Source organism: Modestobacter versicolor, from assembly GCF_014195485.1.
Taxonomy (GTDB): Bacteria; Actinomycetota; Actinomycetes; order Mycobacteriales; family Geodermatophilaceae; genus Modestobacter; species Modestobacter versicolor.
Genome location: NZ_JACIBU010000001.1, coordinates 15,460 through 28,432, shown reverse-complemented (window position 1 = coordinate 28,432; position 12,973 = coordinate 15,460). Strand labels below are relative to the sequence as shown.

Genomic DNA, 12,973 nt, shown 5'->3' with positions numbered 1-12,973 from the left:
CCTGGCCCAGCCGCTCAGTCGTCGAGGACGGTGAAGACGGTCCAGAGCCCGGTGATCTGCAGCGGGCGGACGACGGCGCGGGTGGTGCCGCACCGCATCTGCAGCACCCGGCCGGCGGCCACGGCCGCCCGGTGGGCGGTCGCGAGGGCCGAGAGCCCGGCGGAGTCGAGGAAGGTGACCTCGCGGAGGTCGACCTCGACGGTGGTCTCACCCGGCCGGGCGAGCACCTCGAGCAGGCAGTTGCGCAGGCCCGGGGCGGTGGTGGAGTCGACCTCGCCGCTCACCGAGACGGTGGTGCCCGTGGACGACGTCGCGGCGCGGACGTCGATGCGGGTCGGGTCGATGTCGATGGGGAGTGCGGTCATGGGAACCTCCGGCGGACCGTCGTGGCCGGGGCAGCGACCCCGACCTCGTGCGCCGAGCAGACGTGCACTCGGTCGCGGCTGGTGGTTGAACCGCGACACAGACGCTAGAGACCGCAACCGTTGTGCACAAGGGGTCCTCGGCGTGGCGGCCCCGCCACGCCGGGTGCGCGACACCCCTGTGGCGGGCGTGTCAGCCCCAGACCTCCTGCGCGGTCTCGACCACGAGCTCCAGCTTCGCGATCTGGTCGTCCCGGGTCAGCGCGTTGCCCTCGACGGTCGAGCTGAACCCGCACTGCGGGGAGAGCGCCAGCTGCTCCAGGGGCACGAACTCGGCCGCCTCGTCGATGCGCCGCTTCAGGTCGTCCTTGCTCTCCAGGTCCGGGCGCTTGGTGGTGACCAGCCCGAGGACGACGCGCTTGCCCGGCGGCACGAACCGCAGCGGCTCGAAGGTGCCCGAGCGGGCGTCGTCGAACTCCAGGAAGAACCCGTCGACGTCCAGCCCGCCGAACAGCGCCTCGGCGACGAAGTCGTACCCGCCCTCGGCGGCCCACGAGGAGCGGAAGTTGCCGCGGCACAGGTGCGTGGTGACCGTCAGCCCCTCGGGCCGGTCGGTCAGCGCGGCGTTGATCTGGCGGATGTAGCGCTCGTGCTGGTGCTCGGCGTCCCGGCCCTGCCCGGCCAGCTCCGCCCGCTGCGCGGGGTCGTTGAGGTAGGCCAGGCTGGTGTCGTCGAGCTGCAGGTAGCGGCAGCCCCGCGCGGCGATGCCCTGCACCTGCTGGCGGTAGGCCGCCGACAGCGCGTCCCAGAAGGAGTCCTCGTCCGGGTAGACCGCCGGGTCGATCGCCGCCGCACCGCCGCGGTAGTGGACCATCGAGGGCGAGGGGATCGTCAGCTTCGCCGTCTGCTGCTCGCTGACCACCGACTGCAGGAAGTCGAAGTCGGCGCCGAAGATCGGCTGGTCGATCGACAGCGGCCCGTCGACGTGCAGCCCGGCCGGGGCCCAGTCGATCGACCCGTCCGCGTTGGTGAAGTGGACCGTGCGGCCCTCGCCGGCGACCTTGCTGATGCCGCCGATCGCGTAGATGAAGTCCATGTGCCAGGTCGCGCGGCGGAACTCGCCGTCGGTCGCCGTCGCGAGGCCGACGTCGCCCTGCAGCCGGACGGCCTCGACGATCGCCTCGTCCTCGATGCCGCGCAGCTCGGCGTCGTCCAGCCGGCCGGCGGCGTGCCGGGCGCGGGCGTCGTGCAGCGCCTGCGGGCGGAGGAGGCTGCCGACGTGGTCGGCGCGGAACGGTGGGCCGGAGAGGTCGGGCATGCCCCGAGCATGCCCCGCGGAGGCCGCACAGGGAACACGCGGATACTGGCGGCCATGTCGAAGCGGACGGTCGTCGCCGGGGCCGGCTGGGTGCTGCTCACCGTGCTGGCGTTCCTGGCCGACCCGGTCCTCGGCGCGTGCGTGCTCATCTTCGGTGCCATCGGGGTCGTGGTCGTCCAGCTCTCCAGCAGCTGGGACACCCACCCCGACTTCGAGGCCCGGGAGCTGGAGCGGGCCCGCCGGCGCAAGGCCAAGTGGGAGAAGAACGCCCCCGCCCGGGAGAAGGACGCCGCCCGCTGGGCCGCGCACCAGGCGCGCAAGAACCGCGAGAACGCCTCCTGAGAAAACCGGTCGACGCCTCCCCGGCCGACCCCCTACGGTCCTCGCCATGGGCGACACCTCGCTGCGGCTGCGGCTGCGCACCTCCTGAGCTGATCCGCGGGCGCTGCCGCGCAGCCCCGCCGTCCGCCGGTCCTCGACCGACCGGCCGTGACCGCTCCTCCCCCGTTCCCCGGCGTGCCCGCCGGATGCCGCGGGCGCCCATCACCCCCTCTCGGAGGCACCCCGTGTCACGACCCACCCCTGCCGTCGACGGCGCGGCCGCCCAGGCCCGCGCCCAGCTGGCCGAGGACGACCGCGCCGGATTCGACCGGCTCGTGCACGCCGTCCTGTCCGCCCCCGGCGCCACCAAGCAGCCCGCGCTCGGCGCGGTGTTGCGCAGCCAGCTCCCCGGCACCGCCGGGGTCCGGTGGCTGCACGCCGAGGGCATCTCCCCGATGTCCCGGGCGTCGGCGCTGACCGCCGAGCACTGGCTGTCGCTGCACACGGCGTGGCTGGCGCACGAGCAGGCACCGAGATCCAGCGGCCGGAGCAACGGCCACGGACCGCGGGCGGACAGCCGGCACGGTCACGCACCGGGCGCGCAGGCAGCCCCGCGCTGGTTCTAGAAGGACCCCCTTGCCCCCCGTCCCTCGCAAGCTCGGGGCGGGCCCCTGCAAGGGGGCCGTTCCAGCACCTCACCAAGCTCGCGGCGGGGCCCTGCAGGAGGGCCGCTCCGGCACCTCACCGAGCTCGGGGCGGGACCCTGCACGGGGGCCGACCGTCAGGTCACCGAGTCCTCGGCGGCGAGCTCGGCGGCGCGCTGGGGGTGGCCGAACGCCTCGGCGAGCGCCTGCCGCAGCGGCCAGGCACCGGCCCGCCAGGCCAGTGCCCGGCCCAGCGCGGCGGGTGACCCGTCCACGGCGGCCGGCTCCCCCGGCCACCAGGCCACGGTCCGGCCGCCGGTGACGGTCAGCGACGGGTGGACGGCGACCGACCCGGTCAGCTCGGGCATCCCGAGCCGCGCGGCGGCCAGCCCGGCACCGGGCACCTCCGCCCACGGCACCGTCCGGGCCGCCCGGCTGGTCACCCGGGCGCGGCCGGCCAGCTCGCTGGCCAGCGGAAGGTCGAGCAGGTCGGCCACCGCGCCGGGTGCGCCGCCGGCGGGCACGACGGGCTGGTCGACCAGTGGCTGCAACCACGGTGCGTCCAGGACGACGGCGTCCGTGCTCACCGCGGCCGGCCCGACCCGCACCCGGTCCGGTGGCTGGACGTCCACCCCCTCCAGCGCGGCGGCGAGCTGCGCGTGCACGGTGCGCAGCACGGCGGGCGAGCAGGTGCGCGCCGGGTCTCCGAGCCGGTCGAGCAGGTCCAGCGCGTCCTCGACGTCGGCCAGCACCTCCGCGACCGTCGCCGGCGGCCGGAGCAGCTCGAGCACGTCGTCGGGCAGCTCGGGCACCGCTTCGTACAGTCCCTGCAACTCCGTGCTCTCCGGGTGCCGCAGCCGGTCCGGGCGGCGGCCGTGCAGCACCGGCGAGGTGCGCAGCCACCAGCGCAGGTAGCCGGGGACGACGGTGCCGCCCAGGTCGACGTCGCCCCGGGCCGCGGCGGGCAGCGCGGCGAGCAACGGCAGCGCCCGGTCCCAGTCGCGGACCAGCTCGAGGTCCCGGACGGCGGTCAGCGGCGGCCAGACCGGCGGGGGCGCGTCGGCCGGCAGCCGGTCCAGGACGGCGTCCACCCACTCCTCCACCCGGTCGACGTCCAGCTCGTCGGGGTCCTCGGCGGTCAGCAGCGCGAAGGTGTCCAGCACCCCGACGGCCCGCAGCGCGTCGACGTCCTGGGCCCGGGCGAACTCGGGGTCCAGGACACCGAGCGCCCCGGGGGTGAGCACGTCGGCCAGCGGCGAGCCGGGGCGCACCAGCTCCCCCGCCGGCGCCCAGCCGCCGTCGTCGTCGGGCAGCGCCAGCTCGGCCAGCCAGCTCAGCTCGCCCGGTGCCGGGCCGGCCGCGGCGACCAGGGCCAGCACGGCGAGCGCCAGCGGCTCGACGTCCTCGCCGTCGTCCGCCCGGTCCAGCGAGCTCTCCACGGCGGCCCGGACGTCGGGGTCGGCGAGCACCGCGGCGGCCGTCGCCGGGCGGGCGCCCAACCGCTCGAGCACCCGGTGCGCTGCCCCGCCGACCGCCGCCGGCTGCCCGATCCGCAGGCCGAGCGGGGCCAGCCGTTCCGCCGGGAGGGTGGCGTCGGCCAGCAGCACCCCGGCCGGGCTCTGCGCCGTCCGGCCGTCGGCCAGCGGCACCGGCAGCGCGGCCAGCTCGTCGCGGTCGGCGCCGTCCAGGGCGGTGTAGAGCGCGGCCCACCACTCCCCCGGCCGCTGCACGCCCCGCACGGCCTCGACCACGTCGGCCAGCCCGGCCCGGCGGACGCCGAGCGCGCTGAGCACCGCGGCGTCCGAGCGGCGCGACCACGCGGCCGGCAGCAGCCCCGGCAGCGCACCGACGAGGGCGGCGACCCGCTCCTCGGTCGGGTCGTCGAGCGCGACCGCGCGGTCGGGGCGCAACGCCGGCTCCTCGGGGTCGGCGGCGGGCAGCCACGCCGACCCGCGCAGCCGGGCCAGCACCGCGCGGCAGAGCGCGGCGTCCAGCTCGGCGGCGGCCAGCCCGGTGCGCGGCACGAGCTGCAGCAGCGCCGGGTCGGGCGGCAGGTCGGCCAGCAGCTGCGCGTACCCGTCGGCGGCGACCTCGACCAGCGCGTCGGTGACCGGGCCGGGGGCGACGTGCCGGCGATCGGGGCCCAGCGGGAACGGGGCGACCAGCCGGGCCGGCAGCGACAGCGGCTCGTCGCTGGGCGTCGGGGCGTGCAGCACCTGGCGGCCCGGGAGCGGGCGGGGCCGGTCGCCGTCCACGGGGACCGCCCAGGTGACGGTGTAGCCGCGGCGGTCCCGCTCCTCGACCGGCCGGTCGGCCACCAGCGCCGCGGGCAGCTCCCCGGTGCGCTGGGCGACCCGCCAGGTCGTCGTCCGGTCGCCGTCGCCGAGCACCACGTCCGCTCCCCGCGCGTGTGCGCTGAGCGTCCGGGTGGCGCCGTCCAGGACGACGTCGATCCGGGCCAGCGCGGGCAGCGCGAGCAGCAGCTCGGCGTCCAGGCCGGCGAGCGCGGCCCTGACCTGCTCCCCGGCACCCGGCCGCAGCGGCAGCACGACCTCGGTGGCGAACCCGTCGGCCGGGCGGCCGTCGACGTCGAAGGGCAGCCGGAGGACCGGGACGGCGCCGTCCCGGCGGGCCAGCTCGTCGGCGAGGGCCGGCACCCCCGCGAGGGCGGCGCGGCTCTCGTCGGCGCTGAACCGGACGCAGCGGTCGGTGGAGAGGACGGCGGGTGCGTCGCTGACGGTCAGGACGGCGGCGAAGCCGACGCCGAACCGGCCGACGCTGCCGTCGGCGCCGCGCTTGGCCGAGGCGCGGAGGGTGGCGAGCGCCTGCACCCCGTCGTCGTCCAGCGGGGCGCCGGTGTTGGCCGCGCGGAGGGTGCCGCCGTCCAGCTCGAGCCGCAGGTGCCCGGGCAGGCCGACCCGGGCGGCGGCGTCGGCGGCGTTCTGCGCCAGCTCGACCAGCAGCCGGTCGCGGTAGCCGCCGCGGACCAGGTCCTCCTCGGCGTTGGCGTCCTCGCGGAAGCGGGCCGGGGAGTCGGTCCAGGCGGCCAGCACGCGGCGGCGCAGCTCGGCGGGGTCGGGCACCTGCGCAGCATGCCGGACACCCGCCCGGGACGCCGCCGCCGAACCCGTTGCCCGGGCGCCGCCGGTGCGGTTGGTTGGCGCGGTGGAGGTCCAGGCGGGCGAGGTGCTGGTGCACGCGGTGGAGCACGGGTCCGGCCGGCCGGTGCTGGTGCTGCACGGCGCGGACGTCGACCACCGGGAGGTCGAGGCCTGCTTCGAGCCCGCGTTCGCCGGCACGGCCGGGCTGCGGCGGGTCTACCCCGACCTCCCCGGGATGGGCCGCACCCCGGCCCCGGGGTCGCTGCGCAGCTCCGACGACGTGCTGGCCATGCTGCTCGCCTTCGCCGAGGAGGTCTCGGCCGGGGCGCCGTACCTGCTGGTCGGCCACTCGGCGGGCGGCTACTTCGCCCGGGCGATGGCCGCGCGGCGCCCGGCGCGGGTGGCCGGCCTGGCGCTGGTCTGCCCGCTGCTGCCCGGCGTCCGCGACGTCCCGGAGCACCGCGTTGTCACCGGGGCGGGGCAGCTCGGGGACGACGTCTTCCGCGGCTACTTCGTGCAGCAGACCCCGGAGATGCTCGACCGGTACGAGCGGTACGTCGCCCCGGCGGCCGGGCTCGTCGACCAGGCCGCCATGGCGCGGATCGGCGAGCGGTGGGAGCTCACCGACGGCGGGGCGCCGCCGTACCCGGGGCCGATGCTGGTCGTGGCCGGCCGGTCAGACTCGACGGTCGGGTACGCCGCCGCCGTCGACCTGCTCGGCGCCCACCCGCACGCCTCGCTCGCGGTGGTCGACGACGCCGGCCACGCCCTGCCGCACGAGCAGCCCGACCTGCTGCGCGCGCTCGTCGCCGAGTGGCTCACCCGGGTGGAGCGCGCGCGCTGACGGGTCAGAGGTACTGGCGCACCAGGATCACCGCGACGCAGGCCGGCTTGGTCGAGCCCTCGACCTCGAAGGTCATCGTGGTCTGCAGCTGGATGCCGCCGGCGACGTCGGTCACCGAGTCGATCACCGCTGAGGCGCGCAGCTTGCTGCCCACCGGCACCGGCGAGGGGAAGCGCACCTTGTCGGTGCCGTAGTTGACGCCCATCCCGAAGCCGGTGATCTTCATCAGCTGCGGCATGAACCGCGGCACCAGCGACAGCGTCAGGTAGCCGTGCGCGATCGGGCCGCCGAACGGGCTCTCCTTCTTCGCCCGCTCCACGTCCACGTGGATCCACTGGTGGTCACCGGTGGCCTCGGCGAACTGGTTGACCTGCTCCTGGGTGATCTCCACCCAGTCGGTGGGCCCGAGCTGCTGGCCGGTGAGCGTCTTGGCGCCCTCGACTCCGTCGACGGTGAGCGGGGTGGTCATCGGACCTCCTGGTCGGTGGCGACCAGCGGCGGCTGCTGCCGGTCGGTGCTGGGGTCGGGCGACCCGGTGGCGACCAGCTTGGCCCATGCCAGGTCGGCCTTGCCCGAGGGGCTGCGCTGCAGCTGCTCGGAGATGACGAGGTCGCGCGGGCGCTTGTGGTCGGCCAGCCGCTCGCCGACGAACTCGCGGGCCTCCTCGGTGGTCAGCGTGGCACCGGGGTGCAGCGAGACGACGGCGACGATGCGGGAGCCCCAGCGCTCGTCGGGGGTGCCGACGACCATCGCGTCGCGGACCGCGGGGTGGGTGAGCAGCACCTGCTCGACCTCCTCGGCGAACACCTTCTCGCCGCCGGTGTTGATCACCCGGCTGCCGCGGCCCTGGAAGACGACGGTGCCGTCGGCGTCCAGGCTGGCCATGTCCCCGGGCACCACCCAGCGCCGGCCGTCGAAGTGCTTGAAGACGGCGGCGGTGGCGGCGTCGTCGCCGGCGTAGCCGATGCCGTCCACGGCGGGGGCCGCGAGCATCCCGACCTGGCCCGAACCGGGCACGACGTCCCGGCCCTCCTCGTCGACGATCCGCGCGCCCGGCGCCAGCCGGAACCGGGCGGTCACCACCTCGTCGCCGCGCCGGGTCTCGGCGATGGCGAACGGGCCACCCTCCGACGCCGCCACCGAGTCGCGGATGACGATGTCGGCGTGGTGCAGCAGCCGCTGCTTCACGTCGGCGCTCCAGGTCACGCCCACGCTCAGCATCCGGGTCAGGCTGCTCAGGTCGTAGGGCCGCCCCTCGGCCTCGGCGCGGTCGAGCGCGTCGGCCAGCGGGCGGGCGAACACGTCGCCGACCACGGAGACCACGGTGACCTGCTGCCGGGCGATGGTCGCGGCCAGCTCGTCGGGGTCGTAGCGCCGGGAGGCCAGGTAGACCACCCGGCCACCGGAGACCAGCGCCCCCAGCGAGGTGTACATGCCGGTGCCGTGCATCAGCGGCGGCGCCGGCAGGCAGACCATCGAGTCGCGGTCGAGCCCGATCCGGTGCAGCGCGTCGCGCAGCTCGTCCAGGCTCTCCGGGACGGGCTCGCCGAGCAGCAGGTAGCCGTTGCTGCACACGGTCCGGAACAGCCACGAGTGCGGCGCCCACACGCCCTTGGGCCGGCCGGTCGTGCCGCCGGTGTACATCACCCACCCGTCGTCGCCGCGCTCGATCCGCGGTGCCGGGTCGGTGCGCAGGGCGTCGTCCCACGCGGTGGCCCACCCGGGCACCTCGACCTCGGAGCCGACCTGCACGGCCGTGGTCAACCGGGGCAGGTCCGCGCGGGCCTCGCCCAGCCGGTCGGCCATCGAGGAGTCGTAGACGATCGCCACCGCGCCGGAGTCCGACAGCAACCCGACGAGCTCCTCGCGGCGGTAGCGGTAGTTCACGTTCACCGGCACCGCGCGCACCTTGAGGATGGCGAAGACCACCTCGATGTACTCGACGCCGTTGTAGAGGCCGATGGCCACCCGGTCGTCGTGCCCGACACCGGCCGCGGTCAGGAAGCCGGCGAGCCGGGAGGCGCGCTCGTCGAGCTCCGCCCAGGTGCGGTCGACGTCGCCGTGGCTGACCGCGACCCGCTGCGCCCGCGCGTCGGCGATCGTCTCCAGGACGGTCGCGAAGCTCTCCTTCACTTCGACGCCGGGGCACCCGGGGCGGTCGTGGACCGCCACTCCTGCAACTGCCCGGAGAAGACGCCGCCGGAGAAGGCCTCGGCCAGCGCGTCGGCGTCCCAGCCGCCGTCCCGCAGCTCGGCCGCCACCTCCTTGGGGTGCGACCAGATCGCGATCCGGTCGCCACCGGCGCCGATGGCCTGCCCGGTGATCCCGGCGGCCGCGTCGGAGGCGAGGAACACCACGAGGCCGGCGACGTCGTCGGCGGTGCCCAGACCGCCCTGCCGGACGTCGGCGGGGATCGGCTCGCCGCGGTCGGCGAGCTCGACCAGCTCGGCCATCCCCGGGATGGTGGCGGCCATCCGGGTGAGCGCGACCGGGATGACGCCGTTGACCGTGGTGCCGCTGCGCTCGAGCTCGGCGGCCCAGGTGCGCACCAACCCGATGATGCCGGCCTTGGACGCGGTGTAGCCGGTCTGCCCGAAGCTGGCCCGCTGCCCGGCCGGCGACCCGATCAGGATCAGCCGCCCGTTGCCGCCCTGCTCCTTGAACTGCCGGGCGGCGGCGCGGCCGCAGGTGAAGGTGCCGCGCAGGTGGGTCTGCACCACCACGTCGAAGTCCTCGTCGGCCATCTTCAGCAGCGTGCGGTCGCGCAGCACCCCGGCGTTGGTGACCATGACGTCGAGCCGGCCGAACTCGGCCACGGCCTTTCCGACCACCGCGTCGGCGCCCTCCGTCGAGCCCATCGCCGAGCCCTCGGCCACCGCGGAGCCACCGGCGGCGACGATCTCGGCCACCACCTCCTGGGCCACCTCGAGGTCGAGGTCGTTGACCACGACCGCGGCGCCGGCCCGGGCCAGGGCCTGCGCGTAGGCGCGGCCGAGACCACGACCGGCTCCGGTGACGACGGCGACCTTGCCCGACAAGTCCATGAACGCTCCTCTGCGCGGCCCGCGCGGGCCGACGCCCCGATGCTGGTGACGCGCGCCACGCGAGCGCAACGACCGCATCCGCCCCACGGAAGGCCCTGCGCGTCGCGCCGCCCGGCTACCGGTGGGTAACCTGCGGCACATGCCGCTCAGCGAGGAGTTGGACAGCGTCTCGGGCACCACCGCCGGGACCGTGGACCGCCACGGCACGGCGGGCACCTTCGAGTCGACCAACCCGGCCACCGGCGCGGTCGTGGGGGTCTTCCCCGTGCACGACGCCGACGCCGTCCGGGAGACCGTCGAGCAGGCCCGCGCGGCGGCCGAGCGCTGGGCCGCCCTCGGGTTCGCCGAGCGGCGGCTGCGGCTGGCCGCCTTCCGCGGGTACCTGGCCCGGCGCGTGCACGAGCTCGCCGACCTGGTGCACCGGGAGAACGGCAAGCCGCACGACGACGCCATCCTCGAGATCACCCTGGCCATCGACCACCTCGCCTGGGCGGCGGCGCACGCGCCGAGGACGCTCGGCCCGAGGCGGGTGCGGCCGGGGCTGCTGGCCGCCAACCAGGCCGCGTACCTGGAGTACCAGCCGCTCGGCGTGGTCGGCGTGATCGGCCCGTGGAACTACCCGGTGTTCACGCCGATGGGCTCGATCGCCTACGCGCTGGCCGCCGGCAACGCCGTCGTCTTCAAGCCCAGCGAGTTCACCCCCGCCGTCGGCGCCTGGCTGGCCGCGGCGTGGCGGGCCGCCGTCCCCGACGTCGCCGACGCCTTCCAGCTGGTCACCGGGTACGGCGAGACGGGCGCCGCGCTGTGCCGGGCCGGCGTGGGCAAGCTGGCCTTCACCGGCTCCGCCGCGACCGGCCGGAAGGTGATGGCCACCTGCGCGGAGACGCTCACCCCGGTGCTCATGGAGCTCGGCGGCAAGGACGCGATGATCGTCGACGACGACGCCGACGTGGTCGCCGCCGCCGACGCCGCCGTGTGGGGCGCGATGAGCAACGCCGGGCAGACCTGCATCGGCATCGAGCGCGTCTACGCGACCAGCGCCGTCTACGACCGGTTCGTCAGCGAGGTCACCCGCCGGGTCGGCGACCTCGACCCCGGCTCGCACGAGCGCGCCACCTACGGCCCGATGACGATGGCGTCCCAGACCGACGTCGTCCGGCGGCACGTGGCCGACGCGGTCGCCGCCGGTGGCACCCTCGCGGCCGGCGGCACGGTGGACGGCGGCTACGTCGCCCCGACCGTGCTGCTCGACGTGCCGGAGAGCTCGGCGGCCGTGCGCGAGGAGACCTTCGGCCCGACGCTGACCATCACCCGGGTCGCCGACGCCGAGGAGGGCCTGACCCGGGCGAACGCCAGCTCGATGGGGCTGGGCGGCTCGGTGTTCAGCGGCTCGACGGCGAGGGCCATGGACCTCGCCCGCCGGATGCGCAGCGGGATGACCGCGATCAACTCGGTGCTGACCTTCGCCTCGGTGCCCGCGCTGCCCTTCGGCGGGGTCGGCGAGAGCGGCTTCGGCCGGATCCACGGCGAGGACGGCCTGCGCGAGTTCTCCCGGGCCAAGGCCATCACCCGCCAGCGCTTCCCGCTGCCGGTCGACCTGCTCAGCTTCAGCCGCCCCGCCGCCGCCTTCGACGCGCTGGCCCGGGTCACCGGCCTGCTGCACGGCCGGCACCGGTGAGCGACGAGTTCGACGTCGTCGTCGTCGGCGCGGGCTCGGCCGGCTGCACGCTGGCCGGCCGGCTGACCGAGGACCCCGCGCTGCGGGTGCTGGTGCTGGAGGCCGGCGGCAGCGACGACGTCCTGGAGGTGCAGGTCCCGGCGGCGCTGTACAAGGTCTGGCGCACCCGGCGGGACTGGAACTACGCCACCGACCCGCAGCCGGGGCTGGGCGGCCGGGAGCTGTTCTGGCCGCGGGGCAAGCTGCTGGGCGGCTCGTCGTCGATCAACGCGATGATCTACGTCCGCGGTGCGGCAGCCGACTACGACGAGTGGGCCGAGCTCACCGGCGACCCCGCGTGGTCCTACGCCGAGGTGCTGCCGCTGTTCCGCCGCGGCGAGGACAACTCCCGCGGCGCCGACGAGTTCCACGGCACCGGTGGCCCGCTGCGGGTGGAGGACCTGCGCTCCCCGCACCGCTGGACGACCGCCGTCGTCGACTCCGCCGTGGCCGCCGGCCACCCCCGCAACCGCGACTTCAACGGGGCACGGCAGGAGGGCGTGGGCACCTACCAGGTCACCCAGAAGCGGGGACGCCGCTGGTCGGCCGCCGACGCCTACCTGAAGCCCGTGCTGGACCGGCCGAACCTCACCGTGCGCACCGGCGCCCAGGTCACCCGGGTGCTGGTCGAGGCCGGCCGGGCGACCGGCGTGGAGTACCTGCACGGCGGACGGCGGCGGACCGCGCACGCCGGCGCCGAGGTGGTGCTGGCCAGCGGGGCGATCAACTCCCCGCAGCTGCTGATGCTCTCGGGCATCGGGCCGGCCGACCACCTGCGCTCGGTGGGCGTCGACGTCGTCCACGACCTGCCCGGGGTCGGCGGCGGGCTGCAGGACCACCCGCTGGTGCCCACCATCTGGCACGTCCGGTCGGGGCGGTCGCTGTTCCGGGCAGAGTCGCCGTCGGGGTACGCGCAGTGGTTCGGCGCCCGCCGCGGGCCGCTGACCTCCAACCTCGCCGAGGCCGGGCTGTTCACCCGCAGCGACGCCTCGCTCGCCGAGCCCGACCTGCAGCACCACTTCCTGCCGGTCAAGTTCTGGCGGCAGGCGGAGGTCGACCCCGACGTCGACGCGTTCACCGCCGCGACCGTGCTGGTGCACGTGCACTCCCGCGGCTCGGTGCGGCTGCGCTCGGCCGACCCGACCTGGGCGCCGTCCATCGACGCCGGCTACCTCACCGACCCCCGCGACCTCGAGGCGCTGGTGACCGGGATGGAGCGCGCCCGGGACATCGCCTCGGTCGGCCCGCTGGCCCGGGTGCTCGCCGACGAGTGGTCACCGGGCGGCACCGTGCGCGGCCGCGCAGCGCTGGGGGCGAAGGCCCGGGAGACGCTGGAGTCGCTGTACCACCCGGTCGGCTCCTGCCGGATGGGCACCGACGACCAGGCGGTCGTCGACCCGCAGCTCCGGGTGCACGGCATCGCAGGGCTGCGGGTCGTCGACGCCTCGGTGATGCCGACGTTGGTGCGGGGCAACACGAACGCCCCGACGATCATGATCGCCGAGCGCGCGTCCGACCTGGTCAAGGCCGAGCTCGGCGCCCGGACCACCACCGTCCCGGCCTAGCGCGCTCCACCTCCCGCGGCCCTGCGCGGTTTCGCGCGTCCAAGCACGCGTACTTGT

The 12,973-nt window shown here is 76.0% G+C and carries 11 protein-coding genes; 5 read left to right on the top strand and 6 right to left on the bottom strand.

Annotation, left to right across the window (positions count from 1 at the left end; genetic code table 11):
- Window positions 1–14: 14 nt before the first annotated feature.
- Window positions 15–365, bottom strand: coding sequence for an STAS domain-containing protein (locus FHX36_RS00115; protein WP_110554033.1), 351 nt, complete (start codon window positions 363–365; stop codon window positions 15–17).
- A gap of 190 nt (window positions 366–555) precedes the next feature.
- Window positions 556–1,680, bottom strand: a complete 1,125-nt coding sequence (locus FHX36_RS00110; RefSeq protein ID WP_110554034.1) for a 5-methyltetrahydropteroyltriglutamate--homocysteine S-methyltransferase — start codon at window positions 1,678–1,680, stop codon at window positions 556–558.
- A 54-nt stretch (window positions 1,681–1,734) separates the two neighbouring features.
- Between FHX36_RS00110 and FHX36_RS00105 the strand changes: the two genes are divergently transcribed.
- A complete protein-coding gene (locus FHX36_RS00105; RefSeq protein WP_110554035.1) occupies window positions 1,735–2,022 on the top strand; it encodes a hypothetical protein in 288 nt (95 codons plus the stop codon).
- A 224-nt stretch (window positions 2,023–2,246) separates the two neighbouring features.
- Window positions 2,247–2,627 carry a hypothetical protein gene (locus FHX36_RS00100; protein ID WP_110554036.1) on the top strand — a complete coding sequence of 127 codons (381 nt, stop codon included), beginning with the start codon at window positions 2,247–2,249 and terminating at the stop codon, window positions 2,625–2,627.
- Window positions 2,628–2,782: 155 nt separating this feature from the next.
- Here FHX36_RS00100 and FHX36_RS00095 read toward each other — a convergent pair whose 3' ends face one another.
- Window positions 2,783–5,728 (bottom strand): sacsin N-terminal ATP-binding-like domain-containing protein, encoded by a 2,946-nt coding sequence (locus FHX36_RS00095; protein WP_183513405.1) that lies wholly within the window; start codon window positions 5,726–5,728, stop codon window positions 2,783–2,785.
- A gap of 82 nt (window positions 5,729–5,810) precedes the next feature.
- On the opposite strand from FHX36_RS00095, the gene FHX36_RS00090 reads away from it, so the two are divergent.
- Complete coding sequence (locus FHX36_RS00090) at window positions 5,811–6,590, top strand: alpha/beta fold hydrolase (RefSeq protein WP_181428799.1); 780 nt, start codon at window positions 5,811–5,813, stop codon at window positions 6,588–6,590.
- A 4-nt stretch (window positions 6,591–6,594) separates the two neighbouring features.
- Here the strand turns inward: FHX36_RS00090 and FHX36_RS00085 are convergent, their stop codons facing one another.
- The 3 genes from FHX36_RS00085 to FHX36_RS00075 are packed head-to-tail and all read right to left on the bottom strand — an operon-like array spanning window position 6,595 to window position 9,634.
- Window positions 6,595–7,059, bottom strand: coding sequence for a MaoC family dehydratase (locus tag FHX36_RS00085; protein WP_110552626.1), 465 nt, complete (start codon window positions 7,057–7,059; stop codon window positions 6,595–6,597).
- Window positions 7,056–8,723: an AMP-binding protein gene (locus FHX36_RS00080; protein ID WP_110552627.1), complete on the bottom strand. Its 1,668-nt coding sequence runs from the start codon at window positions 8,721–8,723 to the stop codon at window positions 7,056–7,058. The genes FHX36_RS00085 and FHX36_RS00080 overlap by 4 nt, the downstream gene beginning before the upstream one ends.
- Entirely contained in the window at window positions 8,720–9,634 is a 915-nt protein-coding gene (locus tag FHX36_RS00075; RefSeq protein ID WP_110552628.1) for an SDR family NAD(P)-dependent oxidoreductase, read from the bottom strand. Before FHX36_RS00075 ends, FHX36_RS00080 begins: the two co-directional genes overlap by 4 nt.
- 139 nt (window positions 9,635–9,773) lie before the next feature.
- Between FHX36_RS00075 and FHX36_RS00070 the strand changes: the two genes are divergently transcribed.
- Together FHX36_RS00070 and FHX36_RS23715 are read left to right on the top strand one after the other, a co-directional pair.
- Window positions 9,774–11,312 (top strand): aldehyde dehydrogenase family protein, encoded by a 1,539-nt coding sequence (locus FHX36_RS00070; RefSeq protein WP_110552629.1) that lies wholly within the window; start codon window positions 9,774–9,776, stop codon window positions 11,310–11,312.
- Complete coding sequence (locus FHX36_RS23715) at window positions 11,309–12,916, top strand: GMC family oxidoreductase (protein ID WP_110552630.1); 1,608 nt, start codon at window positions 11,309–11,311, stop codon at window positions 12,914–12,916. Before FHX36_RS00070 ends, FHX36_RS23715 begins: the two co-directional genes overlap by 4 nt.
- The last annotated feature ends 57 nt before the right edge of the window (window positions 12,917–12,973 follow it).

Excerpts from the sequence above, each read along its gene's own strand:
- FHX36_RS00115 (WP_110554033.1), bottom strand. The coding sequence starts at position 365 with ATGACCGCACTCCCCATCGACATCGACCCGACCCGCATCGACGTCCGC.
- FHX36_RS00110 (WP_110554034.1), bottom strand. The coding sequence starts at position 1,680 with ATGCCCGACCTCTCCGGCCCACCGTTCCGCGCCGACCACGTCGGCAGC.
- FHX36_RS00105 (WP_110554035.1), top strand. The coding sequence starts at position 1,735 with ATGTCGAAGCGGACGGTCGTCGCCGGGGCCGGCTGGGTGCTGCTCACC.
- FHX36_RS00085 (WP_110552626.1), bottom strand. The coding sequence starts at position 7,059 with ATGACCACCCCGCTCACCGTCGACGGAGTCGAGGGCGCCAAGACGCTC.
- FHX36_RS00075 (WP_110552628.1), bottom strand. The coding sequence starts at position 9,634 with ATGGACTTGTCGGGCAAGGTCGCCGTCGTCACCGGAGCCGGTCGTGGT.
- FHX36_RS00070 (WP_110552629.1), top strand. The coding sequence starts at position 9,774 with ATGCCGCTCAGCGAGGAGTTGGACAGCGTCTCGGGCACCACCGCCGGG.